Source organism: Streptomyces pristinaespiralis (assembly GCF_001278075.1).
Lineage (GTDB): Bacteria > Actinomycetota > Actinomycetes > Streptomycetales > Streptomycetaceae > Streptomyces > Streptomyces pristinaespiralis.
The window spans coordinates 7,037,245-7,062,727 of the sequence record NZ_CP011340.1 but is presented as its reverse complement, the minus strand read 5'-3'; the positions used below and the strand labels follow the sequence as shown (position 1 = coordinate 7,062,727).

22 protein-coding genes are annotated in these 25,483 nt (G+C 72.0%); 2 read left to right on the top strand and 20 right to left on the bottom strand.

Annotated features, from left to right (window positions below; genetic code table 11):
* Nucleotides 1-283: 283 nt before the first annotated feature.
* Nucleotides 284-1,717 (bottom strand): RsmB/NOP family class I SAM-dependent RNA methyltransferase, encoded by a 1,434-nt coding sequence (locus tag SPRI_RS30295; RefSeq protein WP_053557520.1) that lies wholly within the window; start codon nucleotides 1,715-1,717, stop codon nucleotides 284-286.
* A gap of 33 nt (nucleotides 1,718-1,750) precedes the next feature.
* Nucleotides 1,751-2,695, bottom strand: a complete 945-nt coding sequence (gene fmt, locus SPRI_RS30290; RefSeq protein ID WP_037775266.1) for a methionyl-tRNA formyltransferase — start codon at nucleotides 2,693-2,695, stop codon at nucleotides 1,751-1,753.
* A gap of 230 nt (nucleotides 2,696-2,925) precedes the next feature.
* Here fmt and SPRI_RS30285 point away from each other — a divergent pair, with 230 nt between their 5' ends.
* A complete protein-coding gene (locus SPRI_RS30285) occupies nucleotides 2,926-3,432 on the top strand; it encodes a hypothetical protein (protein WP_053557519.1) in 507 nt (168 codons plus the stop codon).
* Between the two features lie 66 nt (nucleotides 3,433-3,498).
* On the opposite strand, the gene SPRI_RS30280 is transcribed toward SPRI_RS30285, so the two are convergent.
* The 14 genes from SPRI_RS30280 to pyrR form a co-directional block, all read right to left on the bottom strand.
* A complete protein-coding gene (locus tag SPRI_RS30280) occupies nucleotides 3,499-5,631 on the bottom strand; it encodes a primosomal protein N' (protein ID WP_053557518.1) in 2,133 nt (710 codons plus the stop codon).
* A 156-nt stretch (nucleotides 5,632-5,787) separates the two neighbouring features.
* Complete coding sequence (gene metK / locus SPRI_RS30275; RefSeq protein WP_005319909.1) at nucleotides 5,788-6,996, bottom strand: methionine adenosyltransferase; 1,209 nt, start codon at nucleotides 6,994-6,996, stop codon at nucleotides 5,788-5,790.
* Between the two features lie 290 nt (nucleotides 6,997-7,286).
* The gene (gene coaBC / locus SPRI_RS30270) at nucleotides 7,287-8,522 is read right to left on the bottom strand and encodes a bifunctional phosphopantothenoylcysteine decarboxylase/phosphopantothenate--cysteine ligase CoaBC (protein ID WP_234020447.1); all 1,236 of its coding nucleotides are present in this window, start codon (nucleotides 8,520-8,522) and stop codon (nucleotides 7,287-7,289) included.
* 158 nt (nucleotides 8,523-8,680) lie between these two features.
* Nucleotides 8,681-8,953: a DNA-directed RNA polymerase subunit omega gene (gene rpoZ, locus SPRI_RS30265; protein ID WP_005319902.1), complete on the bottom strand. Its 273-nt coding sequence runs from the start codon at nucleotides 8,951-8,953 to the stop codon at nucleotides 8,681-8,683.
* 42 nt (nucleotides 8,954-8,995) lie between these two features.
* On the bottom strand, nucleotides 8,996-9,559 hold the full coding sequence (gene gmk / locus SPRI_RS30260) for a guanylate kinase (protein WP_005319889.1): 564 nt from the start codon (nucleotides 9,557-9,559) through the stop codon (nucleotides 8,996-8,998).
* 39 nt (nucleotides 9,560-9,598) lie between these two features.
* Nucleotides 9,599-9,922, bottom strand: a complete 324-nt coding sequence (locus SPRI_RS30255; protein ID WP_005319887.1) for an integration host factor — start codon at nucleotides 9,920-9,922, stop codon at nucleotides 9,599-9,601.
* A 411-nt stretch (nucleotides 9,923-10,333) separates the two neighbouring features.
* Nucleotides 10,334-11,176 carry an orotidine-5'-phosphate decarboxylase gene (gene pyrF / locus SPRI_RS30250; protein ID WP_005319884.1) on the bottom strand — a complete coding sequence of 281 codons (843 nt, stop codon included), beginning with the start codon at nucleotides 11,174-11,176 and terminating at the stop codon, nucleotides 10,334-10,336.
* A complete protein-coding gene (locus SPRI_RS30245; protein ID WP_005319883.1) occupies nucleotides 11,173-12,282 on the bottom strand; it encodes a quinone-dependent dihydroorotate dehydrogenase in 1,110 nt (369 codons plus the stop codon). Before SPRI_RS30245 ends, pyrF begins: the two co-directional genes overlap by 4 nt.
* A 58-nt stretch (nucleotides 12,283-12,340) precedes the next feature.
* Entirely contained in the window at nucleotides 12,341-15,649 is a 3,309-nt protein-coding gene (gene carB, locus SPRI_RS30240; RefSeq protein WP_005319880.1) for a carbamoyl-phosphate synthase large subunit, read from the bottom strand.
* Nucleotides 15,642-16,778: a glutamine-hydrolyzing carbamoyl-phosphate synthase small subunit gene (gene carA / locus SPRI_RS30235; protein WP_005319877.1), complete on the bottom strand. Its 1,137-nt coding sequence runs from the start codon at nucleotides 16,776-16,778 to the stop codon at nucleotides 15,642-15,644. The genes carB and carA overlap by 8 nt, the downstream gene beginning before the upstream one ends.
* Nucleotides 16,775-17,326, bottom strand: coding sequence for a PH-like domain-containing protein (locus SPRI_RS30230; RefSeq protein ID WP_086025610.1), 552 nt, complete (start codon nucleotides 17,324-17,326; stop codon nucleotides 16,775-16,777). Before SPRI_RS30230 ends, carA begins: the two co-directional genes overlap by 4 nt.
* Before the next feature lie 11 nt (nucleotides 17,327-17,337).
* Nucleotides 17,338-18,624 (bottom strand): dihydroorotase, encoded by a 1,287-nt coding sequence (locus tag SPRI_RS30225; protein ID WP_005319871.1) that lies wholly within the window; start codon nucleotides 18,622-18,624, stop codon nucleotides 17,338-17,340.
* Between the two features lie 4 nt (nucleotides 18,625-18,628).
* Nucleotides 18,629-19,612, bottom strand: coding sequence for an aspartate carbamoyltransferase catalytic subunit (locus tag SPRI_RS30220; RefSeq protein ID WP_037775263.1), 984 nt, complete (start codon nucleotides 19,610-19,612; stop codon nucleotides 18,629-18,631).
* An 89-nt stretch (nucleotides 19,613-19,701) separates the two neighbouring features.
* A complete protein-coding gene (gene pyrR / locus SPRI_RS30215) occupies nucleotides 19,702-20,280 on the bottom strand; it encodes a bifunctional pyr operon transcriptional regulator/uracil phosphoribosyltransferase PyrR (RefSeq protein ID WP_005319865.1) in 579 nt (192 codons plus the stop codon).
* Nucleotides 20,281-20,511: 231 nt separating this feature from the next.
* Here pyrR and bldD point away from each other — a divergent pair, with 231 nt between their 5' ends.
* A complete protein-coding gene (gene bldD / locus SPRI_RS30210; RefSeq protein ID WP_005319862.1) occupies nucleotides 20,512-21,012 on the top strand; it encodes a transcriptional regulator BldD in 501 nt (166 codons plus the stop codon).
* Between the two features lie 248 nt (nucleotides 21,013-21,260).
* Here bldD and nusB read toward each other — a convergent pair whose 3' ends face one another.
* From nusB to SPRI_RS30190, 4 genes are all read right to left on the bottom strand, one after another.
* Nucleotides 21,261-21,689, bottom strand: a complete 429-nt coding sequence (gene nusB / locus SPRI_RS30205; RefSeq protein ID WP_005319859.1) for a transcription antitermination factor NusB — start codon at nucleotides 21,687-21,689, stop codon at nucleotides 21,261-21,263.
* Between the two features lie 2 nt (nucleotides 21,690-21,691).
* Nucleotides 21,692-22,258: an elongation factor P gene (efp, locus tag SPRI_RS30200; RefSeq protein ID WP_005319856.1), complete on the bottom strand. Its 567-nt coding sequence runs from the start codon at nucleotides 22,256-22,258 to the stop codon at nucleotides 21,692-21,694.
* A gap of 61 nt (nucleotides 22,259-22,319) precedes the next feature.
* Nucleotides 22,320-23,426 carry an aminopeptidase P family protein gene (locus SPRI_RS30195; protein ID WP_037775262.1) on the bottom strand — a complete coding sequence of 369 codons (1,107 nt, stop codon included), beginning with the start codon at nucleotides 23,424-23,426 and terminating at the stop codon, nucleotides 22,320-22,322.
* A 1,066-nt stretch (nucleotides 23,427-24,492) separates the two neighbouring features.
* Nucleotides 24,493-25,377, bottom strand: a complete 885-nt coding sequence (locus SPRI_RS30190; RefSeq protein WP_053557517.1) for a Pro-rich N-terminal domain-containing protein — start codon at nucleotides 25,375-25,377, stop codon at nucleotides 24,493-24,495.
* Nucleotides 25,378-25,483 lie beyond the last annotated feature (106 nt).

Genomic DNA, 25,483 nt, shown 5'->3' with positions numbered 1-25,483 from the left:
CAGCCCGAGCATGGGGGCCATTCCTTCCCGCTTCGAGTGGGCCATTTGCTCAAGAGGACACTGAGAGTGACGTCTGGGCCGGTCATCGTTGCCCCAACGGAGCGAAGTGGCTGACGAGGCGCGCCGCTACGAGTCTGTCCATGGAGGGTCTGCATCACGTCCGGTCGCACTCGAACGAGTGAACCGGCTGACAGCCCGTCCCAGGTGCGTGGCCGATCGGCCACCGGGTGGCCAGGTCGTGAGATTTGGTCACGGAATGTGAGATCCCACAACTCCGGCAACGTCAGGCGGTGCGCCGCAGCAGGGCCAGGTACATCGCGTCCGTGCCGTGCAGATGAGGCCACAACTGCACGTCGGGGCCGTCACCGAGGGCCGGGACACCGGGCATCAGCGGGCGGGCGTCCACCCACTCCGCCTCGACGGCCGGACCGCCGCGGCCGCGCAGGACGTCCTCCACGACGACCCGCGTCTCGGCGAGGTGCGGCGAACAGGTCGCGTACCCCACCACGCCGCCGACCCGTACGGCCTTCAGCGCCTCACGCAGCAGCTCCCGCTGGAGCGGGGCGAAGCCCTCGAGGTCAGAGGCGCGGCGGCGCCAGCGGGCTTCGGGACGTCGACGCAGCGCGCCGAGTCCCGAACACGGCACGTCGACGAGCACCCGGTCGAACACGCCCTCGCGCCACGGCGGACGCGTGCCGTCGGCCGCCACCACCTGGTACGGGCCCGGGTTGCCGGCGAGTGCCCGCTCCACCAGCCGGGCACGGTGCGGCTGCTTCTCGGCGGCCAGCAGGGACGCGCCCCGGCCGGCCGCGAGCGCGCCGAGGAGCGCCGCCTTGCCGCCGGGCCCCGCGCACCCGTCGAGCCAGCGCTCGTCGCTGCCTTCCACCGGGGCGTTGGCGAGGGCGATCGCCACCAGCTGGCTGCCTTCGTCCTGGACGCCCGCGCGTCCGTCCCGCACGGCCTCGATGGCGCCGGGCTCGCCGCCCTCGGCCAGCCGGACGGCGTAGGGGGACCAGCGGCCGGGCAGGACGGAGTCCTCCCCCAGCACGTCGGTCAGCTCGCCGGTCGTCGAACGCCCTGGCCGCGCCACCAGCGTCACCTCCGGCCGCTCGTTGTCGGCCTCCAGCAGGTCCTCGATGCCGGCGCGTCCGCCGCCGAGCGAGTCCCACAGGGCGGAGACGATCCACCGGGGGTGCGAGTGCACGACGGCCAGATGGTCCTCCGCGTCCTCGTCGTAGGGCGGGGCGACCCGCTCGAGCCAGGCGTCCATGTCGTGCTGCGAGATCTTGCGCAGTACGGCGTTCACGAACTTCGCGCGTCCGTCGCCGAGCACCACCCGTGCCAGTTCCACGCTCGCGGAGACGGCCGCGTGCGTGGGGATGCGCGTCCCCAGCAGCTGGTGCGCGCCGAGCGCGAGGACGTCCAGCACCGGCGGGTCGACCTCGCGCAGCGGCCGGTCGATACAGGCCGCGATGATCGCGTCGTAGGTGCCCTGGCGGCGCAGCGTCCCGTATACGAGCTCCGTCGCGAGCGCCGCGTCCCGCCCGTCGAAGTCGTCCTTCTCGCGCGCCTTCTTCAGCAGCGGCGGCAGGACGAGGTTGGCGTACGCGTCCCTCTCGTCGACGGCCCGCAGCGCCTCGAAGGCCAGGATCCGGACGGGGTCCTTCTTCGGGCGGCGGTACGGCTTGGCGGGACGGTGACGGGACTGCTCACTCAAAAGGTGCTCCGCGTTCGATGAAACGTGATGCTCTCAGCCTACGACCGGCGCGCCGACCCTCTCGCCAGGAGCGATGCGCACACCCCGCGCCCAGTCCGCGGCCCGCATCGGCTTCTTGCCCTGCGGCTGGACCCACAGCAGCTCCACGGCATGGGATCCGGTGCCCACGTGCACGTGGTTCTTGCCGGCGTCGAGCTCGCCCGGGGCGAGGTCCTTGCGGTCCGGCAGCAGCGCGACCTGGACGAGCTTGAGGCGCTCGCCGCGGAAGGCCGTCCACGCGCCCGGCGCGGGGGTGCAGCCGCGCACGACCCGGTCGACGCGCAGCGCGGGCGCGGTCCAGTCGACGTGGGCGTCCTCGACGGTGATCTTCGGGGCCAGGGAGACGCCGTCGGCGGACTGCGGCACGGGCCGCAGGGTGCCGTCCTCGATGCCGTCCATCGTCGCCGCGAGAAGTCCCGCACCGGCGAAGGCGAGGCGCGTCAGCAGATCGCCGCTGGTGTCCGTGGGGCGCACGGGCTCCGTGATCACCCCGTAGACCGGTCCGGTGTCGAGCCCTTCCTCGATCCGGAACGTCGCCGCGCCGGTCATCTCGTCACCGGCGAGAATCGCGTGCTGCACCGGGGCGGCGCCGCGCCAGGCCGGCAGCAGCGAGAAGTGCAGGTTCACCCAGCCGTGGACGGGCACATCGAGGGCCGCCTTGGGCAGCAGGGCGCCGTAGGCGACGACGGGGCAGCAGTCAGGGCCGATCTCCCGCAGCCGCGCCAGGAAGTCCTCGTCGCGCGGCCTCGCCGGCTTGAGGACCTCGATCCCGGCGTCGGCGGCGCGCTGCGCGACCGGGCTCGCGACCAGCCGCCGCCCACGGCCCGCGGGCGCGTCGGGCCGGGTGACGACGGCGGCGACCTCGTGCCGGTCGGAGGCGATCAGGGCGTCCAGAGCGGGAACGGCGACCTCGGGAGTACCTGCGAAGACGAGCTTCATCGGTGGCTGACTGCCTCTCAGACTGGGACGTGCGGTGACGAGCAGCACACCAGTCTATGAGCCGTGGCAGCAGGGGGCGTACGGGAGCCCGCGCGCCCCGTGCACAGGCACATACGCCCTGAAGCGTGACCAGACCGCCCACCGGCGCGTTGGTCAAGAGAGATTGACCGAAGCGGGCCGCCCCGGACGCGACCCGACCCCTTTTAACCGCCGGTTCGAGAGGCTTGTCAATGGCCGACCACGCAACCCACGACGCCCAAGCCCGGGCCAGCCTGCATCTGCTGGTGCGGGACATCGAGCGGGTCCGCCGGCAGGTGGACGCATTGCGCACGCTCACCGCCCAGCTGGGGAACGTCTACCGCCCCCGCCGCTCCGGCCCGTCCACGGGCTTCGTCGTCTACGGCAGGGCGCCCGCCCCGACCGTCCGCCTCGCGCAGGAACTGCGGGACAGCGTCGAAACCCTCGTGACCGCGGCCGTGGACTTCGACCGCTCCCTCGGCTTCTCCTGGGACGCCGTCGGCTCGGCCCTCGGCGTCACCAAGCAGGCGGTGCACCGTCGTTACGGCTCGCGGCGGCAGGCTCCCGCGGCCCAGCCGGAGACCGAGGGCGGCGCGACGCGTACGCTCCCGCCGCCGCCGGGCCTGTCCGCCGTCCCCGCGGTGCCTGCGGCACGCTCGATGCCGCCCCAGCCGGCCGACACCCGCCCGAACGCCTTCCCGGGCCCGCGCAACGGCTGACACGCGCCGGGGTCCGGCGCACTGTGCCGCCGGACCCCGGCCACGCCCCCCACGCCCCCGGCCGTGTCAGCCGATGTCCGGTGGGTCGATGCGGAGGCGCACCTGGTCCTGGCCGCCCCGGGCCAAGCGCGCGGCCTGGGCCGATTTGAGGGCGGCGGCCAGCGCCGAGCCGCTTCCCGGCGGCACCCGGAGCAGCGCCCGGACCGCCGCAGGCGCGTCGGGCCGGCGGGCGCCGGGGCGCTCGGGGACGGGCAGCGGTACGGGGCCGAGTACCTCCGCGTCCGGCGGCAGCTCCACGTCCGCCAGGAAGGCCGTCACGGCCGGAGCCGCTCCGACGACCTCCGCCATCCGCGACACCGGCGGAAAGCCGAGCTCGGCGCGCTCGGCGAGCTCGCGCAGGGCGTGCCCGACCGGGTCCCAGCGGACGAGTGCCTGCACGGGCCGCAGGGTCGGTTCCGCGACCACGACGACCACTCCGCCTTCCGACTGGGGGCGCACGAGCGCGGCCGCGGCGATCCAGCGGCGCAGCGCCTCCTCGCCGGCGCGCAGGTCGGGCCGGCCGAGCATGGCCCAGCCGTCGAGGAGCGCCGCGGCCGCGTACCCGCCGTCCGCGACGGGCTCCGCGCCGGGCGTGGAGACGACGAGTGCGGGACGCGACGGCACGCTGTCGAGGATGTGGTCGCGCCCGGAGGTCCGGACCGGCACGGCCGGAAACGCGCGGCCCAGTTCCTCCGCGGTGCGCCGGGCGCCGACGATCTGCGCCCGCAGCCTGGTGGCCCCGCAGGCGCCGCAGTGCCATTGGGTCTCCCCGCGCCCGCACCAGCCGCACCTCAGGTCGCGCTCGTCGGGTGCTTCGAGGGGTCCGGCGCAGTGGCGGCAGCGGGCGGGCGTGCGGCAGCGCTCGCAGGCGAGCCTCGGCACGTAGCCGCGCCTCGGGACCTGGACGAGAACGGGCCCGTCGGCGAGCCCGTCCCTGACCGCCTGCCAGGCGATGCTGGGCAGGCGGGCCGCACGGGCGGCCTCGTCCCTGGCGAGGTCGTGGTCGCCGACCGTCCGGACCACCGGGGCGACGGCCCGGGCCTGTGCCCGGTCGGCGACGAGCGGCGCAGCCCAGCGGCTCTCGACGAGCTGGGCGGCCTCGACGGTGCAGCTGGTGCTGCCGAGCAGGAACCCGCACCGGTCGTGGGTGGCCCGTAGCTCGAGGACTTCGCGGACGTGGGGGAAGGGGGCCCGGTCGTCGCTGTGGCTGGAGTCGCCGTCGTCCCAGACGACGACGAGTCCGAGGTCTTGCACGGGGGCGAACATGGCGGCCCTGGTGCCGACGGCCGCTCGGACGGAGCCGCGGCGGACCGCCAGCCATTGCCGGTAGCGCTTCTCGGGGCCGGATTCGGCGGTCAGCAGTGCGTGCCGCCCTTCGCCGAGCAGGGCCGTGAGCGCGGCGTCCACGCGGGCGACGCGCCGGCCGTCGGGGACGACGACGAGGGCGCCCCGCCCGGACGCGAGGGTCGCGGCGACGGCGCGGGCGAGTTCGTCGGGCCAGTGCGGTCCGGGCAGCGCGGTCCACACGGCGCGTGGCGCTCCGCCGGCGGCCAGGGCCTCGATGAAGGCCGGGCCCCGCTCGTACCGCTGCCAGGTGGCGGGGGCAGGGGCGGGGGGCGGCGGCAGCGGTTCCGGGGAGGGGGCGGCCTCGGCCCTGCCGTTCCTCGGGGGCACGGCGAGCTGGAGCACGTCGGCGAGGCTGCCCGCGTAACGGTCGGCGACGGCGCGCGCGAGGGACAGGATCTCGGGGCTGAGGACCGGCTCCGGCGAGACGACGTAGGCGAGCGCGGCGAGCGCCCCCTGGTAGTCGGATTCGGCGCGCCGCTCGATGAGGAAGCCGTCGATCAGGCCGCCGCCTTCACGGCGCCCGCCGCGGACGCGGTGCGCTCCGGCGCCGAAGCGCACCCGCACCCGCACTCCGGGCCTGGCGTCGGCGTCCAGCTCCTCAGGGACGGCGTAGTCGAAGAACTGATCGAGGTGGAGGGCGCCCTTGTTGACCATGACCCGGGCGACCGGGAGCTCCTTGGCGAGCGCCGCTCCGCGCCAGGTGCGTGGCTTTGCCTTGGGCACCTTGGCCTTGCGGACGCTCTCGCGGATGAGGGCAAGCTGCTCCGGCCCGTCGCCGACGGGCTCGGACGGCTGCTTGTCCTCGCTGCTCACAGCCAAATCCTGCCAGAGACCACTGACAGCGCCGCACGCCCGGCGCCCCTCCGGCAGCGGCCCGCGCCGGCATGCCGGAAGCCCCGGACCGCCCGAGCGGTCCGGGGCTTCTCATGAAGCCGTGTACGGCCTTCGTGGAGCCGTGTACGGGGTGGGTTACAGGCCCGCCGCCGCACGCAGCGCGTCCACGCGGTCCGTGCGCTCCCAGGTGAAGTCGGGCAGCTCGCGGCCGAAGTGGCCGTACGCCGCGGTCTGGGCGTAGATCGGCCGCAGCAGGTCGAGGTCGCGGATGATCGCGGCCGGCCGGAGGTCGAAGACCGCGGCGATGGCCTGCTCGATCTTCTCGACGTCGACCGTCGCGGTGCCGAACGTCTCGACGAACAGGCCGACGGGCTCGGCCTTGCCGATGGCGTAGGCGACCTGGACCTCGCAGCGGGAGGCGAGGCCCGCGGCGACGACGTTCTTGGCGACCCAGCGCATCGCGTACGCGGCGGAACGGTCGACCTTGGACGGGTCCTTGCCGGAGAACGCGCCGCCGCCGTGGCGGGCCATGCCGCCGTACGTGTCGATGATGATCTTGCGGCCGGTCAGGCCGGCGTCGCCCATCGGGCCGCCGATCTCGAAACGGCCGGTCGGGTTCACCAGGAGGCGGTAGCCGTCGGTGTCGAGCTTGATGCCGTCCTCGACGAGCTGCTTCAGGACGTGCTCGACGACGAACTCACGGATGTCCGGGGCGAGCAGCGAGTCCAGGTCGATGTCGGAGGCGTGCTGCGAGGAGACCACCACGGTGTCGAGGCGGACGGCCTTGTCGCCGTCGTACTCGATGGTGACCTGGGTCTTACCGTCCGGGCGCAGGTACGGGATGGTGCCGTTCTTGCGGACCTCGGACAGGCGGCGGGAGAGCCGGTGCGCCAGGTGGATCGGCAGCGGCATCAGCTCGGGCGTCTCGTCGCAGGCGTAGCCGAACATCAGGCCCTGGTCGCCGGCACCCTGCTTGTCGAGCTCGTCCTCGTCGCCCTCGACGCGCTTCTCGTACGCGGTGTCGACTCCCTGGGCGATGTCCGGGGACTGCGCGCCGATGGAGACGGAGACGCCGCAGGAGGCCCCGTCGAAGCCCTTCTTCGAGGAGTCGTAGCCGATCTCCAGGATCTTGCTGCGCACGAGCGTGGGGATGTCGGCGTAAGCCTTGGTGGTGACCTCACCGGCGACGTGCACAAGGCCGGTGGTGATCAGGGTCTCCACGGCTACCCGGGAAGTGGGGTCCTCCCGGAGGAGGGCGTCGAGAATCGTGTCGCTGATCTGGTCGGCGATCTTGTCGGGGTGACCCTCGGTCACGGACTCCGAGGTGAAGAGACGGCGGGACACATCGCTCCCTGGGGTTGCAGCGGCTGCTGGCTGATCATTGACGGACCGGCAGGGGGCTGCGCCCCGCGACGTTCCGCGACCAGTTTATCGGTCGCGCTCCGGGACCGGACAACCCGTCTCGCAGGCTGGGAGTCCGCTGACCTGGGGCCACGGCCGAGACGGTACGACGATAGCGTCTGGGAGTGAGCGATTCGCCACATTTCACAGGTTTGCGTGGTCGGCCCGTCGCCCCGTGTCGCCCTGCGTTCACGGGAGCTTCGCGGCAGCCCCTGGGAGAGCGCGGGACAGGCTCAGGCGAGCCGGGGCACGACGAGGTCCCAGACCGTGTCGGCGAGGGCTTCCTTGGGTCCGTGCGGAACCGGTGTCTCACCGCCGTCCGCGGCGAGCACGACGGCCTCGTTGACCTCCGCGCCGAAGGTCCTGTGCTCCCCCACCTCGTTGACGACGAGCAGGTCGCAGCCCTTGCGGCGCAGCTTGTCGCGGCCGTTGGCGAGGACGTCGTCGGTCTCCGCGGCGAAGCCGACGATCACCTGTCCGGGGCGGGCCCGGTCCGCGGAGATCTCGGCGAGGATGTCGGGGTTGCGCACCAGCGTCACCACCGGGGCCTCCACGCCGTCCTTCTTCTTGATCTTCCCCTCGGCGTAGGCGGCGGGGCGGAAGTCCGCGACGGCGGCCGCCATGACGACGGCGTCGGCGTCCGCGGCGGCCTTGAGCACGGCCTCCCGCAGCTGCACCGCCGTGCCGACGTGGACGACGTCGACGCCTGCCGGGTCCGGCATCCCGGTGTTCGCCTCGACGAGGGTGACGCGGGCCCCGCGGGCGGCCGCGGTGCGGGCGAGCGCGTAGCCCTGCTTTCCGGAGGAGCGGTTGCCGAGGTAGCGCACCGGGTCGAGGGGTTCGCGGGTGCCGCCCGCGCTGACGACGACATGACGGCCGGCCAGGTCGGGCGCCTCGACCCCGCGGGCGAGGACGCGGCGGCAGATCTCGAAGATCTCGCCCGGGTCGGGCAGCCGCCCCTTTCCGGTGTCGACGCCGGTGAGCCGGCCCACGGCGGGCTCGATCACGACGGCGCCGCGGCGGCGCAGGGTGGCGACGTTCTCCTGGGTGGCGGGGTGCTCCCACATCTCCGTGTGCATCGCCGGGGCGAAGACGACCGGACAGCGGGCGGTGAGCAGGGTGTTCGTGAGGAGGTCGTCGGCGAGCCCGTGGGCGGCCTTGGCGAGCATGTCCGCGGTGGCGGGCGCCACGACGACGAGGTCGGCGTGCTGTCCGATGCGTACGTGCGGGACCTCGTGGACGTCCGACCAGACGTCGGTGTGGACGGGCTGCCCGGAGAGCGCGGACCAGGTCGGCGCGCCGACGAACTGCAGCGCCGACGCCGTCGGCACGACCCGGACCTCGTGGCCCGACTCCGTGAGCCTGCGCAGCAGCTCGCAGGCCTTGTAGGCGGCGATGCCGCCGCTCACGCCCAGCACCACCTTCGGCCTGACCGCCGCGTCCACCGAACCGTCCACTGCGTCCACCACCGCGTCTCCCGCCTCCACTGGTGCCCACCGGTCGTTGGGCCCGGATCGTTACGTCCTCATGCTGCATCACTCGCGGACGAGCGTCCCGCACCGCCCTCGACGCACACCACAGGCCCGGCGGACAGTCCGCCGGGCCTGTGGATAAGAACTGGCCGCGCTTACTGGGCCGGGCCCTCGATGGCCTCGGAGGTCAGCAGACCCGCGTTGATCTCACGCAGGGCGATCGAGAGCGGCTTCTCGTGGACGTGGGTGTCCACGAGCGGCCCGACGTACTCGAGCAGGCCCTCACCGAGCTGCGAGTAGTACGCGTTGATCTGACGCGCGCGCTTGGCGGCGTAGATCACGAGGCTGTACTTCGAGTCGGTCGCCTCGAGCAGCTCGTCGATCGGAGGGTTGATGATGCCCTCGGGCGCGGTGATGGAAGAGGACACGCTATGCCTTCCGAAGAACTTGCAGAAAGATCGGACAAAAGATCAAACAACTGCCATCAAGGCTAGCAGCTCACGGGCCACGTCCTCGACGGAGGTGTTGACCAGGGTGGTGTCGAACTCCGACTCGGCCGCCAGTTCCACCTTGGCGACCGTCAGCCGGCGCTCGATGACCTCGGGGGACTCGGTGCCGCGGCCGGTGAGGCGGCGGACCAGTTCCTCCCAGCTCGGCGGGGCCAGGAAGACCAGCCGGGAGTCCGGCATGGACTCCTTCACCTGCCGGGCGCCCTGGAGATCGATCTCCAGCAGCACCGGCTCGCCCGCCTCCAGGCGGTCGAGGACCGCGCGACGGGGTGTGCCGTAGCGGTTGCCCGCGAACTCGGCCCACTCCAGCAGCTCGCCGTTGGCGATCAGCTTGTCGAACTCCTCGTCGCTGACGAAGAAGTACTGGACGCCGTGCTTCTCGCCGGGACGCGGCTTCCTGGTGGTCGCCGACACCGAGAGCCAGACGTCGGGGTGGACCTTGCGCATATGAGCGACGACCGTGCTCTTGCCGACCCCTGAGGGGCCGGAGAGCACGGTCAGCCGCGGACGTACCTCTGCTGCCATGCAGCGATTATTCCAGCCTCCCGGGAGTGCCCGGGAACGTCAGGCGGCGCCGCCGCCGAACTCGCGCTCGAGGGAGGCGATCTGGTTGGAGCCGAGACCACGGACCCGGCGGCTCTCGGAGATGCCGAGCCTCTCCATGATCTGCTTGGCGCGGACCTTGCCCACGCCGGGCAGGGACTCCAGGAGGGCGGAGACCTTCATCTTGCCGATGACGTCGTTCTCCTGGCCCTGCTTGATGACCTCGTGGAGCGAGGCGCCGGAGTGCTTGAGTCGATTCTTGACCTCGGCCCGCTCCCGGCGAGCCGCGGCGGCCTTTTCGAGCGCGGCTGCGCGCTGTTCAGGGGTAAGGGGCGGAAGAGCCACGCCTACGTCACCTCGGATGTCGAACTGTCGGATACGGGACCGGTGAGGAACCTAGTCGCCCCACACCAGGGGGAGCAACGAGCAACGCAGCGCTTCTGCCCTGCACGTTCTCTTCGACGGAGACTAGCGGCCAAGGCCGCTCCAGTCAGCGAGAACAGACGAAAAGTCCTGGTCAGCATCGACCGACCAGGACAATTCAGGCAAAAAGACCGGGATTTGCGTGAAGAAACTGTCAAAGAATCTTCCGGCCGTTCACCGGCGCCGCTCCCGCGCCGCTCCTCGGCCCGCCCCGCGAGGGGTCACCGACGCCCCCGATGGAGCCGTCGCGCGCGTGCGCCGCTGGTGACGGCGTTACGCAGAGCCGACGCCGTATGCACACAGAGCTCCCACGGCGGGACGCGGCGGCGGCCGTCACACCGAGGCGACCGCAGCGCGGATCTCGTCGGCGAACCGAGCGGCCGCGTCGCGCAGTCCCGCCGCGTCCGGCCCGTGCTTGAGGACGCCGCGGCTCACGCTCGGCACCACGTTGCGGACGGCCGCGCCGAAGACCCCGGGAAGGTCGGCCGGTGTCGCGCCCTGCGCGCCGATGCCCGGGGCGAGCAGCGGCCCGTTGATGTCGAGGTCCACGCCCGCGTCGCCGAGCGTCGCACCGACGACCGCGCCCACCGGGCCCAGGGGCTGCGCATCGGCGTTCTCCGCGGCCATGTGGTCGAGCATCACCTGGGCCAGCGACTTCCCGCCGGCCGCGGTCGAGCGCTGCACCTCCGCTCCCTCCGGGTTGGAGGTGAGCGCCAGCACGAAGACTCCGCAGCCGCTCAGCACGGCCTGGTCCAGGGCCGGGCGCAGCGATCCGAAGCCCAGGTACGGGGAGACGGTGACCGCGTCGGAGAACAGCGGGGAGTCCTTGCGCAGGTACGTCTCCGCGTACGCGCCCATGGTCGAGCCGATGTCGCCCCGCTTGGCGTCCATCAGGACCAGCGCACCGGCGGCGCGCGCCTCCGCCACGGCCTTCTCCAGCACGGCGATGCCGCGCGAGCCGAAGCGCTCGAAGAACGCGGACTGCGGCTTCAGGACGGCGACCCGGTCGGCCAGTGCCTCGACGGTGGTCCGGGTGAACCGCTCGAGGCCGTCGACGTCGTCGTTCAGCCCCCACGCGGTGAGCAGCGAGGCGTGCGGGTCGATGCCGACACACAGCGGTCCGCGGGTGTCCATGGCCCTGCGGAGGCGTGCGCCGAAGGTTTCCTGGAGGGTCATGAAGCGGCCTTTCGCGTCTCGGCGCCGACGGCCTCGGCGAGGGTGGCGTAGGGGCTCGCCGCGAGGCGCGCGGCGAGGCCCTTGTGGATGGCGCGGGCGTAGAAGGGACCCTCGTAGATGAAGGCGCTGTAGCCCTGGACGAGGGTGGCGCCGGCGAGGATGCGCTGCCAGGCGTCCTCCGCGTTCTCGATGCCGCCGACGCCGACGAGGGTGATGCGGTCGCCCACACGGGCGTAGAGGCGGCGCAGGACCGCCAGGGAGCGCTCCTTGACGGGGCGGCCGGACAGCCCGCCGGTCTCCTTCACCAGCTCTGCCGGGGACGTCAGGCCGAGGCCCTCGCGCGCGATGGTGGTGTTGGTGGCGATGATGCCGTCCAGGCCCAGCTCCAGGGCGAGGTCCGCGACGGCGTCGACGTCCTCGTCCGCGAGGTCGGGGGCGATCTTGACGAGCAGCGGGACGCGGCGGTCCGTCACCGTGCGGTCGGCCGCCTCACGTACGGCGGTCAGCAGCGGACGCAGCGACTCGGTGGCCTGGAGGTTGCGCAGGCCGGGGGTGTTCGGCGAGGAGACGTTGACGACGAGGTAGTCGGCGTGGGCGGCCAGCCGCTCGGTGGAGGTCACGTAGTCACCGACCGCCTCCTCCTCCGGGACGACCTTGGTCTTGCCGATGTTGACGCCGACGACGGTGCGGAAGATCTCGCGGCGGGCGGCGAGCCGCTCGGCCACGGCGGCCGAGCCGTCGTTGTTGAAGCCCATCCGGTTGATCAGGGCGCGGTCGGCGACGAGCCGGAAGAGGCGCTTCTTGGGGTTGCCGGGCTGCGGCTGCGCGGTGACCGTGCCGATCTCGACGTGGTCGAAGCCGAGCATCGACATGCCGTCGACGGCGACGGCGTTCTTGTCGAAACCGGCCGCGAGACCGAAGGGGCCGTGCATCCGCAGGCCGAGCGCCTCGGTGCGCAGTTCCTTGAAGCGGGGCGCCAGGACCGCGGCGGCGAACGTGCGCAGGACGGGGACGCGGACCGCGAGCCGGATCCAGCGGAAGGCCAGGTGGTGGGCCTGCTCCGGGTCCATCCGCTTGAAGACCAGGTCGAAGAAGAACTTGTACATGGGAAGTGGTGTCCTCATGAGGAGGGGGACACCGTTTCCGGTGTCCCCCTCGTCGTTGCTAGTCGCGGGCCGCGGTCAGGTGTTCCGCGTGTTCCTGCAGTGAACGGACGCCGACGTCGCCGCGGTTGAGCGCGTCGATGCCCTGGACGGCGGCGGCGAGCGCCTGCACCGTCGTCAGGCACGGGACGCCCCGCGCGACGGCGGCGGTGCGGATCTCGTAGCCGTCGAGGCGGCCGCCGGTGCCGTAGGGGGTGTTGACGATGAGGTCGACCTCGCCGTCGTGGATCAGCTGGACGATGGTCTTCTCACCGTCCGGCCCCTCGCCCTCCGACTGCTTGCGCACGACGGTCGCGTTGATGCCGTTGCGCTTGAGGACCTCGGCGGTCCCGGAGGTGGCCATCAGCTCGAAGCCGTGAGCAACCAGCTCGCGGGCCGGGAAGATCATCGAACGCTTGTCGCGGTTGGCGACGGAGACGAACGCGCGGCCCTTGGTGGGCAGCGGGCCGTACGCGCCGGCCTGCGACTTGGCGTACGCCGTGCCGAAGACCGTGTCGATGCCCATGACCTCGCCGGTGGAACGCATCTCAGGGCCGAGGACGGTGTCCACACCGCGGCCGTGCACGTCGCGGAAGCGCGACCACGGCATGACGGCCTCCTTGACGGAGATCGGCGCGTCGAGCGGCAGGGTGCCGCCGTCGCCGTTCCTCGGCAGCATGCCTTCCTCGCGCAGTTCGGCGACGGTGGCGCCGAGCGAGATACGGGCGGCGGCCTTGGCCAGCGGGACAGCGGTCGCCTTCGAGGTGAAGGGCACGGTCCGGGAGGCGCGCGGGTTGGCCTCGAGGACGTAGAGGATGTCGCCGGCCATCGCGAACTGGATGTTGATCAGTCCGCGCACGCCGACACCCTTGGCGATGGCCTCCGTGGAGGCGCGCAGCCGCTTGATGTCGAAGCCGCCGAGCGTGATCGGGGGCAGGGCGCAGGCCGAGTCGCCGGAGTGGATGCCGGCCTCCTCGATGTGCTCCATCACGCCGCCGAGGTAGAGCTCGTGGCCGTCGTAGAGGGCGTCGACGTCGATCTCGATGGCGTCGTCGAGGAAGCGGTCGACCAGCACCGGGCGGGTCGGGGAGATCTCGGTGGACTCGGCGATGTACGCCTCGAGGCGCGCCTCGTCGTACACGATCTCCATGCCGCGGCCGCCGAGCACGTACGACGGGCGGACCAGGACCGGGTAGCCGATCTCGTCGGCGATGGCCTTGGCGCCGGCGAAGGTGGTGGCGGTGCCGTGCTTCGGCGCGGGCAGCCCGGCCTCGGCGAGCACCTGGCCGAACGCGCCGCGGTCCTCGGCGGCGTGGATGGCCTCCGGCGGGGTGCCGACGACCGGGACGCCGTTGTCCTTGAGCGCCTGGGCCAGGCCCAGCGGGGTCTGGCCGCCGAGCTGGACGACGACACCGGCGATCGGGCCGGCCAGCGACTCGGCGTGCACGATCTCGAGCACGTCCTCGAGCGTCAGCGGCTCGAAGTACAGGCGGTCGGAGGTGTCGTAGTCCGTGGAGACGGTCTCCGGGTTGCAGTTGACCATCACGGTCTCGTACCCGGCGTCGTGCAGCGCGAAGGAGGCGTGGACACAGGAGTAGTCGAACTCGATGCCCTGGCCGATGCGGTTCGGCCCGGAGCCGAGGATGATCACCGCCGGCTTGGAGCGCGGCGCGACCTCGGACTCCTCGTCGTAGGACGAGTAGAAGTACGGGGTGCGGGCGGCGAACTCGGCGGCGCAGGTGTCGACCGTCTTGTAGACCGGGCGGATGCCGAGCGCGTGGCGGACCTCGCGCACGACGTCCTCGCGCAGGCCGCGGATCTCGGCGATCTGGGCGTCGGAGAAGCCGTGGCGCTTGGCGTCGGCGAGCAGCTCGGGGTCGAGCTTCTCCGCGGCGGCGAGCTCGTCCGCGTGCTCCTTGATCAGGAACAGCTGGTCGACGAACCACGGGTCGATCTTCGTCGCGTCGAAGACCTCCTGCGGGGTGGCTCCGGCGCGGATGGCCTGCATGACGGTGTTGATCCGGCCGTCGGTGGGACGGACCGCCTCGCGCAGCAGCTCGTCCTTGTCGCCGGTCTCACCGGTGAAGGCGAACTGGCTGCCCTTCTTCTCCAGCGAGCGCAGGGCCTTCTGCAGGGCCTCTGTGAAGTTCCGGCCGATGGCCATGGCCTCGCCGACGGACTTCATGGTCGTGGTGAGGGTGGCGTCGGCCGAGGGGAACTTCTCGAACGCGAACCGCGGGGCCTTGACGACGACGTAGTCGAGGGTCGGCTCGAAGGAGGCCGGGGTCTTCTCGGTGATGTCGTTCGGGATCTCGTCCAGCGTGTAGCCGACGGCGAGCTTCGCGGCGATCTTGGCGATCGGGAAGCCGGTGGCCTTGGAGGCGAGGGCGGAGGACCGCGAGACACGCGGGTTCATCTCGATGACGATGATCCGGCCGTCGTCCGGGTTCACCGCGAACTGGATGTTGCAGCCGCCGGTGTCGACGCCGACCTCGCGGATGATCGCGATGCCGATGTCGCGCAGCCGCTGGTACTCGCGGTCGGTCAGCGTCATCGCCGGGGCGACGGTGATGGAGTCGCCGGTGTGGACGCCCATCGGGTCGAAGTTCTCGATGGAGCAGACGACCACGACGTTGTCGTTCTTGTCGCGCATCAGCTCCAGCTCGTACTCCTTCCAGCCGAGGATGGACTCCTCCAGGAGCACCTCGGTGGTCGGCGAGAGGGTGAGGCCCTGGCCGGCGATGCGGCGCAGTTCCTCCTCGTCGTGGGCGAAGCCGGAGCCGGCGCCGCCCATGGTGAAGGACGGGCGGACGACGACGGGGTAGCCGCCGAGGGTGTCGACGCCCTTGATGACGTCGTCCATCGAGTGGCAGATGACCGAGCGGGCGGACTCGCCGTGGCCGATCTTGGCGTTGACGGCCTCGACGACGCCCTTGAACAGGTCGCGGTCCTCGCCCTTGTTGATCGCCTCGACGTTGGCGCCGATGAGCTCGACGCCGTACTTCTCCAGCACACCCTGCTCGTGCATGGAGATGGCCGTGTTGAGCGCGGTCTGGCCGCCGAGGGTGGGCAGCAGCGCGTCGGGGCGCTCCTTGGCGATGATCTTCTCGACGAACTCGGGGGTGATCGGCTCGACGTACGTGGCGTCGGCGATCTCCGGGTCGGTCATGATCGTCGCCGGGTTGGAGTTCACCAGGATGACGCGCAGGCCCTCGGCCTTGAGGACGCGGCAGGCCTGGGTGCCGGAGTAGTCGAACTCGGCGGCCTGACCGATGACGATCGGGCCGGAGCCGATGACCAGGACGGACTGGATATCGGTGCGCTTAGGCACGCTCGGCCTCCATCAGGGCTACGAAGCGGTCGAAGAGGTACGCGGCGTCGTGCGGGCCGGCGGCCGCTTCGGGGTGGTACTGGACGCTGAAGGCCGGCTGGTCGAGCAGCTGGAGGCCCTCCACCACGTTGTCGTTGAGGCAGACGTGGGAGACCTCGGCACGGCCGTAGGGGGTGTCGGACACCTTGTCGAGGGGGGCCTCGACGGCGAATCCGTGGTTGTGCGCGGTGACCTCGACCTTGCCGGTCGTGCGGTCCTGCACGGGCTGGTTGATGCCGCGGTGGCCGTACTTCAGCTTGTAGGTGCCGAAGCCGAGCGCGCGGCCGAGGAGCTGGTTGCCGAAACAGATGCCGAACAGCGGCGTCCCGCGCTCCAGGACCGCCCGGATGACGGTCAGGTCGGCGGTGGCCGGGTCGCCGGGGCCGTTGGAGAGGAAGACACCGTCGGGCGCGACGGAGTAGACCTCCTCCGCGGTGGCCGTGCCGGGCAGGACGTGGACCTCTATGCCGCGCTCCGCCATGCGGTGCGGCGTCATGCCCTTGATGCCCAGATCGAGCGCGGCGACGGTGAACTTCTTCTCGCCGATCGCCGGGACGACGTACGCCTCTGTGGTGGCGACCTCCGCGGACAGGTCGGCGCCCTTCATCTCGGGCGCCTCGAGGACCCGGGCGAGCAGCGTCGCCTCGTCCGCGAGGGCGTCACCTGAGAAGATGCCGACGCGCATCGCGCCGCGCTCACGCAGGTGGCGGGTGAGGGCGCGGGTGTCGATGCCGCTGATGCCGACGACGCCCTGGGACTCCAGTTCGTCGTCGAGGGTGCGGCGGGAGCGCCAGTTCGAGGGGATACGGGCGGGGTCGCGCACGACGTAGCCGGCGACCCAGATCTTCTTGGACTCGTCGTCCTCGTCGTTGACGCCGGTGTTGCCGACGTGCGGCGCGGTCATGACCACGACCTGGCGGTGGTACGACGGGTCCGTCAGCGTCTCCTGGTAGCCCGTCATGCCGGTGTTGAACACCGCCTCGCCGAAGGTCTCCCCCACGGCCCCGTAAGCACGGCCGCGGAAGGTGCGGCCGTCCTCCAGGACGAGTACGGCGGGAGCGGCGGCGGCTCCCCGGGTGGAGGTCGTCATCGTGCGGTGCCTTCCGTCGTCTTGATCATGTCGTTCAGGGTGTCGACCCATTCGCTCTGCCCGGCCGCGTGGTCGGAGCGGAAACCCGAGTCGATCAGCTTGTCGCCGTGCGCCCAGGTGACGATCAGCAGACCGCCCTCCGCGAGGACCTTGCCGGCGATGCCCTTGTCGAGCCGGGCCTCGCGCAGCGCCCCCACCGGTACGAAGAAGTCCTGCGCACCGGGACGCACCACGGCCAGTCCCGAATCGGTGAGCGTGAGCTCGACGCGGCTGCGGGTGCCGAGCCCGTGGGCGACGATCCGGTCGAGCCACTGCCCGGCGGTCGTGGACCCGTGGTAGCGGCCGGTCATGGCCAGTTTGGTGTCACCCGGCTCCGCGGGCACGCCGGGCAGCTCGGGCAGGTCCGACTGGAGGCTGCCGCGCCACTTCCATCCCTGGCGCATCAGCCAGTAGACGAAGGCGACGAAGGCCAGCAGTCCGACGACCCAGCCGATGCGCGCGGCCCAGTCCGTCACCTCCGCCGACTTCTGCTCGGCGGCCAGAATCATCAGTGCAGGTGTCACGCCAGCTTCCCGTCCACAACCGTTGCCCGGCCCCGCAGGAAGGTGTGCGTGACGCGTCCCGGCAGCTCACGGCCCTCGTAGGGGGTGTTGCGGCTGCGGGAGGCGAAGCCCGCGGGGTCCACCGCTCCACGGTATGCCGGATCCACCAGGGTGAGGTTCGCGGGCTCACCAGCCGAGACGGGCCGTCCGTGGCCCTTGGCCCCGCCGATGACGGCGGGCTTGAAGGACATCCGGTCGGCGACGCCCGCCCAGTCGAGCAGTCCCGTCTCGACCATCGTCTGCTGGACGACGGACAGCGCGGTCTCCAGGCCCACCATGCCCATGGCGGCGGCGGCCCACTCGCAGTCCTTGTCCTCGTGCGGGTGCGGGGCGTGGTCGGTGGCGACGATGTCGATCGTGCCGTCCGCCAGCGCCTCGCGCAGCGCCATGACGTCGCGCTCGGTGCGCAGCGGCGGGTTGACCTTGTAGACCGGGTTGTACGAGCGGACCAGCTCGTCGGTCAGCAGCAGGTGGTGCGGGGTGACCTCGGCGGTGACGTCGATGCCGCGGGACTTGGCCCAGCGGACGATCTCGACGGAGCCGGCGGTCGACAGGTGGCAGATGTGGACACGGGAGCCGACGTGCTCGGCGAGCAGGACGTCACGGGCGATGATCGACTCCTCCGCGACGGCCGGCCAGCCGCCGAGCCCGAGCTCCGCGGAGACGATGCCCTCGTTCATCTGGGCGCCCTCGGTGAGGCGCGGCTCCTGGGCGTGCTGGGCGATGACGCCGCCGAAGGCCTTCACGTACTCCAGGGCGCGCCGCATCATCACGGCGTCGTCGACGCACTTGCCGTCGTCGGAGAAGACGGTGACGCCGGCCGCGGACTCGTGCATGGCGCCGAGCTCGGCGAGCTTCTTGCCCTCGAGGCCGACGGTGACCGCGCCGATGGGCTGGACGTCGCAGTAGCCGGACTCCTTGCCGAGCCGGTAGACCTGCTCCACCACGCCGGCGGTGTCGGCGACCGGGAAGGTGTTGGCCATGGCGAACACGGCCGTGTAGCCGCCGCTCGCGGCCGCGCGGGTGCCGGTGAGGACCGTCTCGGAGTCCTCACGGCCCGGCTCGCGCAGGTGGGTGTGCAGGTCGACCAGGCCCGGCAGCAGGATCTGCCCGTGGGCCTCGATCACGGTCGCGTCCCCGGCCTCGATGCCGGTGCCGACGCGCTCGACGGTCGCGCCGTCGATCAGTACGTCCTGGGGCTCGCCGCCGAGTACCTTCGCACCGCGGATCAGGGTCTTGCTCATGGTCTTACTTCTCCTCGGTACGGGTGTTCGTGGTGGGGGCGTCGGACTCGTTGCCGCCGAGCAGCAGGTACAGCACCGCCATGCGGATCGACACGCCGTTGGCGACCTGCTCGATGACGGTGCAGCGGGGCGAGTCGGCGACCTCGGCGGTGATCTCCATACCGCGGACCATCGGCCCGGGGTGCATGACGACCGCGTGCTCCGGCATCCGTGCCATCCGCTCGCCGTCCAGGCCGTAGCGCCGGGAGTACTCGCGCTCGGTGGGGAAGAACGCGGCGTTCATCCGCTCGCGCTGCACCCGCAGCATCATCACGGCGTCGGACTTGGTCAGGGTCGAGTCCAGGTCGTAGGAGACCTCGCAGGGCCAGGTCTCCACGCCGACCGGTACCAGGGTCGGCGGGGCGACGAGGGTGACCTCGGCGCCGAGGGTGTGCAGCAGGTCCACGTTGGAGCGGGCGACCCGGCTGTGCAGCACGTCGCCCACGATCGTGATGCGCCGGCCCGCCAGGTCCTGCCCGAGCCCGGCGTCCCTGCCGACGAGGCGGCGGCGCATGGTGAAGGCGTCCAGCAGGGCCTGGGTCGGGTGCTGGTGGGTCCCGTCGCCGGCGTTGATGACGGGGGCGTCGATCCAGCCGGAGTTGGCGAGACGGTAGGGGGCGCCGGACGCGCCGTGCCGGATGACGACGGCGTCGACGCCCATCGCCTCCAGGGTCTGGGCGGTGTCCTTCAGCGACTCGCCCTTGGAGACGGACGAGCCCTTGGCCGCGAAGTTGATGACGTCGGCGGAGAGGCGCTTCTCGGCCGCCTCGAAGGAGATCCGGGTGCGGGTGGAGTCCTCGAAGAAGAGGTTGCAGACGGTACGGCCGCGCAGGGCGGGAAGCTTCTTGATCGGCCGGTCGGCGACCCGGGCCATCTCCTCCGCGGTGTCGAGGATGAGGACGGCTTCGTCGCGGGTGAGGTCGGCGGCCGAGATGAGGTGACGCATCATCGGAGGGTTTCTCCAGGTCTGTGGAGGTTTGCGAGGCATGCGGGCGCACGGAAGGGCACGCCGTACGAAGGGGTGGTCGTACGGGGGTGCTAGCGCTCCCCGGCGGGGGCGGTCTCCCGCACACCGAGCAGGACGGTGTCGCGGCCGTCCTCCTCCGAGAGCTGGACCTTGACCGTCTCGCGCAGCGACGTGGGGAGGTTCTTGCCGACGTAGTCGGCGCGGATGGGCAGCTCGCGGTGGCCGCGGTCGACCAGGACGGCGAGCTGCACGGCCCGGGGCCGGCCCAGGTCGCCGAGGGCGTCGAGGGCGGCGCGGATCGTGCGGCCGGAGAAGAGCACGTCGTCGACGAGGACGACGAGACGTCCGTCGATGCCGTCACCGGGGATCTCGGTGCGGGCCAGCGCGCGGGCGGGCTTCATCCGCAGGTCGTCGCGGTACATGGTGATGTCGAGGGAGCCGACCGGGATCTTGCGGCCGGTGATGCCTTCGAGCTTCTGGGCGAGCCGGCGGGCCAGATACACACCGCGGGTCGGGATGCCGAGGAGAACCACGTCGTCGGCGCCCTTGGCGCGCTCGACGATCTCATGGGCGATACGGGTCAGTACCCGCGCGATGTCGGGGCCTTCGAGAACGGGCCTGGCGGCATCGGAACTGCTGGAAGCGTCCATAGGAAACGGACCTCCTTCTCCGCCTCACGGGACGGACCTTAAAGGACGTCGGAATTGCGCGCTCAACGTTACCAGGGCTTGATGGATGCACTGATCCGGGTCCCCCGGCCGCCGGCCGGAACCGGTCCGGACCCATTCGGCTTGACTCATCCAAGTAACGCTGCGTAACCTCACAGTGAGTTACCAGCCACGCGGCGGAGCCGCACGTCGTCACTGCGTCCGGGGAGCTATATGTCCAGCGAATACGCAAAACAGCTCGGGGCCAAGCTCCGCGCCATCCGCACCCAGCAGGGGCTCTCCCTCCACGGCGTCGAGGAGAAGTCCCAGGGCCGCTGGAAGGCCGTTGTCGTGGGTTCCTACGAGCGCGGCGACCGTGCCGTCACGGTGCAGCGCCTCGCCGAGCTGGCGGACTTCTACGGCGTCCCGGTGCAGGAACTGCTGCCCGGCACCACGCCCGGCGGCGCCGCGGAGCCGCCGCCGAAGCTCGTCCTTGACCTGGAGCGCCTGGCGCACGTCCCCCAGGAGAAGGCCGGCCCCCTCCAGCGGTACGCGGCGACGATCCAGTCGCAGCGTGGCGACTACAACGGCAAGGTGCTGTCGATCCGCCAGGACGACCTGCGCACCCTGGCCGTGATCTACGACCAGTCGCCGTCGGTCCTGACCGAGCAGCTCATCAGCTGGGGCGTGCTGGACGCCGACGCGCGCCGTGCGGTGGCGCACGAGGAGAGCTGATCCCCGCTCTGCCCGCACTCTTGAAAAAACGTCACGCCGGAGGGCGGGGCCGGATTCCACCGGCCCCGCCCTCCGGCGTTCCCGGTCCCGGGCACCGACCGGGGCCGCTCCCCCGCCGGCTCGACGGGCGCGGACCGACAGCGCCGGTGCTCACGGCCCCTCGGCCGGCCACGACGGAAAACACCAGGCCCGGGGCGGAAGACTCTCGTCTTCCGCCCCGGGCCTGGTGAAACCGGCCGGGCCGCGGATCAGTCGCGGCGCAGGCTCGGCTTGAGGTCCTTGAAACGGCCCAGCAGGCCGTTCACGAAGGCCGGTGACTCGTCCGTGGAGAACTCCTTGGCGAGCTGCACCGCCTCGTCGATCACCACCGCGTCGGGGGTCTCGTCCTTCCAGACCAGCTCGTACGCGCCGAGCCGGAGGATGTTGCGGTCCACGACCGGCATACGGTCGATGGTCCAGCCGACGGCGTAGGTAGCGATGAGCTCGTCGATGCGGTCCGCGTGCTCCGCGTACCCCTCGACGAGGTCCATCGTGTACTCGGCGACCGGCGGCTGCCGCTCGTCGGTACGGGCGTGCCGGACCCAGTCCGCGAGGACCGTGTGCACGGTCGCCCCGCGCTGGTCGGCCTCGAAGAGGATCTGGAAGGCGCGCTTGCGGGCCTTGTTACGGGCAGCCACGGTTAGCTGTTCACCCGGCCGAGGTAGTCGCCCGAGCGGGTGTCGACCTTGATCTTCTCACCAGTGGTGATGAAGAGCGGGACCTGGATCTCGTAGCCGGTCTCCAGGGTGGCGGGCTTGGAGCCACCGGTGGAGCGGTCGCCCTGCACGCCCGGCTCGGTGTGCTGGACGGTCAGCTCGACGGCGGCCGGGAGCTCCACGTAGAGCACCTCGCCCTCGTGCTGCGCGACGCTGGCGGTGAAGCCCTCGATGAGGAAGTTCGCGGCGTCGCCGACCTGCTTGCGGTCGACCATCAGCTGGTCATAGGTCTGCATGTCCATGAAGACGAAGTACTCGCCGTCCATGTAAGAGAACTGCATGTCGCGGCGGTCGACGGTGGCCGTCTCGACCTTCACGCCGGCGTTGAAGGTCTTGTCGACGACCTTGCCGGAGAGCACGTTCTTGAGCTTGGTGCGCACGAAGGCCGGGCCCTTGCCGGGCTTGACGTGCTGGAACTCGACGACGGACCAGAGCTGGCCTCCGTCGAGCTTGAGCACCATGCCGTTCTTGAGGTCGTTCGTGGAAGCCACGGTTGCGGAATCTCCTGGACTGACGCTGGGTGGACGACCAAGTCTTTCGCACCGCGGCTCGCTACAGCGCGAGCAGCTCCTTGGTCGTGATGGTGAGTAGCTCGGGTCCGCCGTCCGCCTCCTGGCGCACGACGAGCGTGTCATCGATCCGGACTCCGCCCCGGCCCGGGAGGTGGACCCCCGGTTCGACGGTGACCGGCACACAAGCGTCCAGTTTACCCATGGCCGCAGGGGCGAGCTGCGGGTCCTCGTCGATTTCGAGCCCGACACCGTGCCCGGTACGCGGCGGGAGCTCCTCGCCGTGGCCCGCGACATCCAGGATCTGCCGTGCCGCGTGGTCGACGTCGCGGTACGCGGTACCGGGGAGCAGAGCCTCCCGGCCGGCCCGCTGAGCGGCGAAGACGAGCTCGTAGAGCTCGATCTGCCAGTCGGCCGGGGTCGTGCCGATCACGAAGGTGCGGCCGATCTCGCAACGGTATCCGCGGTAGTTCGCGCCGAGGCAGACCGAGAGGAAATCACCCTCCTCCACCCGCCGGTCACCCGGCCGGTGCCCCGTTCGTCCCGAGTTGGGGCCGGTGGCGACGGACGTCGCGAACGCGGGGCCGTCGGCGCCGTGGTCGACCAGACGGCGCTCCAGCTCGAGCGCGAGATGCCGCTCGGTGCGGCCCACGAGGATGGACTCGAGCAGTTCACCGAGCGCCTGGTCGGTGATCTCCGCCGCGATACGCAGACAGGCGATCTCGTCCTCGTCCTTGACGATCCGCTGCTGCTCGACGGCGAGCCCGAGATCGGCGAGACGCAGCCGGGGCGCGACCGACCCGAGGGCGCGGTGCCGGGCGACCGTCAGATGGTGCTCCTCGACCGCCAGCGACTCGACGCCCTCCGTGCGCGCCAGCTCGGTGGCGGCGACCGCCGCGTCACCGGCCGGCGTCTGCATCACGACGAGCCGCAGCCCCTCGTCCGGCCGGCCGTCGGCGGGATCGCCGGTCGGCTTGCGGGGACAGACCAGCACGTCGTCCGCCGGTCCGAGAAGCAGCACGGCGCCGGGCGGTGCGCCTCCGGCGAGATAGCGGACGTTGGCGGGCCGGGAGATCAGGGCCGCCGCGCTGCCGGTCGCGGCACATCGATCCCGCAGTCGGCCACGACGGACCCCATACACCTCAGACATTCTTCGAGCGTACGAGCGCGGGGGGCCGCGGGCCCGGTGACACGGCCGAGCGGGTCCCCGCGACGAAACGCGTCCCCTTGCGGCCGGCGGCCGCGGGCACCCCCACGTCCCTTCAGAAACCGGGACCACGTGGACCGGAGCACCGCCCCGTCCGCCCGGACAGGGCGCAACGCTCCACGTGGACCGGTACCTCGGGCCGGACACCGCCCGGCCCGAGGTAACGCGCCATGCTCCGCCCAGGCCGGCGTACGGCGCGGAGCGCCGCCCGGACCGAGGTACCACGCCGGACACCGCCGGACCAGGACACCCACGGCGCTCCGCATGGACAGGAGTACGGCGCTTCGCCCGGACCGGGACACCGCACCGGACGCCACGCGGACCGGAGCACGGTGTCGGCCGCCGGGACCGAAGTACCGCGCCATGCTCCGCCCAGGCCGGCGTACGGCGCGGGGCACCGCCCGGACCCGAGGTCCCCCGCCGGACCAGGACACCCACGGCGCTCCGCATGGACGGGAGTACGGCGCTTCGCACGGACCGGGACACCGCACCGGACGCCACGCGGACCGGAGCACGGTGTCGGCCGCCGGGACCGAGGTACCGCGCCATGCTCCGCCCAGGCCGGGACACGGCACCGAACGCGCCCGGACCGGGGCCGCAGCGGGGCACCACGCCGGACGCCACCCGAACCGGGGCACGGCGACGGCAACCGCCGGGACCGAGGTACCGCGCCACGCTCCGCCTGGACCGGGATGCCACGCCGAGCACCCCCTGCGCCGAGGACACCGCGCCATGCTCCGCCCGGACGGAGGTACCGCACAGGACTCCACCCGGGCCCCCGGGCACCGCGTCGCCCGGCATCATCCGACCGCGCGGTGGGGTCGGGGCTTTGCCCCTGGGTCCCCCTACCGCAGGCGCCGGCGAGGTCGGATGCCTTGGCCGCCCGCGGGGGCACGTCCCACGGCCGCCGGGACGTAGGGGGACAACGACGGCACGGCCGAAGGGCGTACGGGGTCCGGGGCGTGCCCCGGTTCGGGAAGGGGCGGGGTGGGGAGCAGGCGCGGCCCGTCTACCAGCTCGGAGGGCTCGCGATCGCTCGGGCCAGCACGTCGTCGAGGACGCGCGCCGTCGTCTCCACGTCGTACTTCGAGTTGTCGATGATCGGCAGGCCCGAGCCGTACCACCCGGCCATCCGGCCGTGGATGCCGGCGACCTCCTCGTCCGACAGGCGCCGGTTCCCGCTTCGTTCCGCGTTGCGTTCGAGGACGATCTCGAGGCCCGGCAGGAGCACCACGGGCAGCAGGCCGGGGCCGACGTGGCGCTTCCAGCCGCCGAGGCCGACGGCCGGCCGGTCGGGGAAGACCGCGTCGTCGAGGATGCAGGAGATCCCGTTCGCCAGGAAGTTGCGGGCGGCGAAGCCGCAGGTGCGGCGGGCGAGGCGGTACTGGGCCTCCGAGTTGTCGTTCCAGCCCGACTGGGGGTCCGCGAAGCCCGAGCACACCCATTCGCGCACGTCGTCGAGGCTGATGTGCGCCGTCGGCACCCGGCGGGTGTTGGCCCAGTGGCGCGCCACCGTGGTCTTTCCCGCGCCGGCGGGGCCGATCAGCAGCACGGCGAGCATCGCGGTGCCGGTACCGCTGTCCGCCGGGGGCGGCGCCGGTATGGGGACCGGCCCGCCGGGCGGGAGCTGGATGTGGCCCGTCGTCTCACGGGAGGGCTGCTGCGGCGCACCGTGCGGTGCCGGGCCGGTCCAGCCGGGAGGCGCGGAGTGCCCCGGAGGGGATCCCTGCGGGGGTGGCGGCGGAGGTCCGGCGGGCGCCGCGGGCGGCGGAGGTGGCGGCCCCGCGGGAAGCCCCGGGCCGGGGCCCGGGTGCTGTGCGCCGTGTATCCATCCGGTCGGTCCCTGCCCCGGTCCGTGGGGCGGCGGCAGCGGAGCCCCCACTGCGTGCTGCATCCGGTGCCACTCCGTCTCGTACGACTGACGCTCTGTCGGACGGCCTGCGGCCGCCGTGCTACCGAACGGTACCCTCCCGGTGCCGCTCGGATGTGCGACCGGGCCC

What these genes read in the sequence shown, in the direction of transcription:
- fmt (WP_037775266.1), bottom strand. Translation starts at nt 2,695, where the DNA reads ATGAAGCTCGTCTTCGCAGGTACTCCCGAGGTCGCCGTTCCCGCTCTG.
- SPRI_RS30285 (WP_053557519.1), top strand. Translation starts at nt 2,926, where the DNA reads ATGGCCGACCACGCAACCCACGACGCCCAAGCCCGGGCCAGCCTGCAT.
- gmk (WP_005319889.1), bottom strand. Translation starts at nt 9,559, where the DNA reads ATGGCAGCAGAGGTACGTCCGCGGCTGACCGTGCTCTCCGGCCCCTCA.
- pyrF (WP_005319884.1), bottom strand. Translation starts at nt 11,176, where the DNA reads ATGACCCTCCAGGAAACCTTCGGCGCACGCCTCCGCAGGGCCATGGAC.
- SPRI_RS30245 (WP_005319883.1), bottom strand. Translation starts at nt 12,282, where the DNA reads ATGTACAAGTTCTTCTTCGACCTGGTCTTCAAGCGGATGGACCCGGAG.
- carA (WP_005319877.1), bottom strand. Translation starts at nt 16,778, where the DNA reads ATGACGACCTCCACCCGGGGAGCCGCCGCCGCTCCCGCCGTACTCGTC.
- SPRI_RS30230 (WP_086025610.1), bottom strand. Translation starts at nt 17,326, where the DNA reads ATGATTCTGGCCGCCGAGCAGAAGTCGGCGGAGGTGACGGACTGGGCC.
- SPRI_RS30225 (WP_005319871.1), bottom strand. Translation starts at nt 18,624, where the DNA reads ATGAGCAAGACCCTGATCCGCGGTGCGAAGGTACTCGGCGGCGAGCCC.
- SPRI_RS30220 (WP_037775263.1), bottom strand. Translation starts at nt 19,612, where the DNA reads ATGATGCGTCACCTCATCTCGGCCGCCGACCTCACCCGCGACGAAGCC.
- pyrR (WP_005319865.1), bottom strand. Translation starts at nt 20,280, where the DNA reads ATGGACGCTTCCAGCAGTTCCGATGCCGCCAGGCCCGTTCTCGAAGGC.
- bldD (WP_005319862.1), top strand. Translation starts at nt 20,512, where the DNA reads ATGTCCAGCGAATACGCAAAACAGCTCGGGGCCAAGCTCCGCGCCATC.
- SPRI_RS30195 (WP_037775262.1), bottom strand. Translation starts at nt 23,426, where the DNA reads ATGTCTGAGGTGTATGGGGTCCGTCGTGGCCGACTGCGGGATCGATGT.
- SPRI_RS30190 (WP_053557517.1), bottom strand. Translation starts at nt 25,377, where the DNA reads ATGCAGCACGCAGTGGGGGCTCCGCTGCCGCCGCCCCACGGACCGGGG.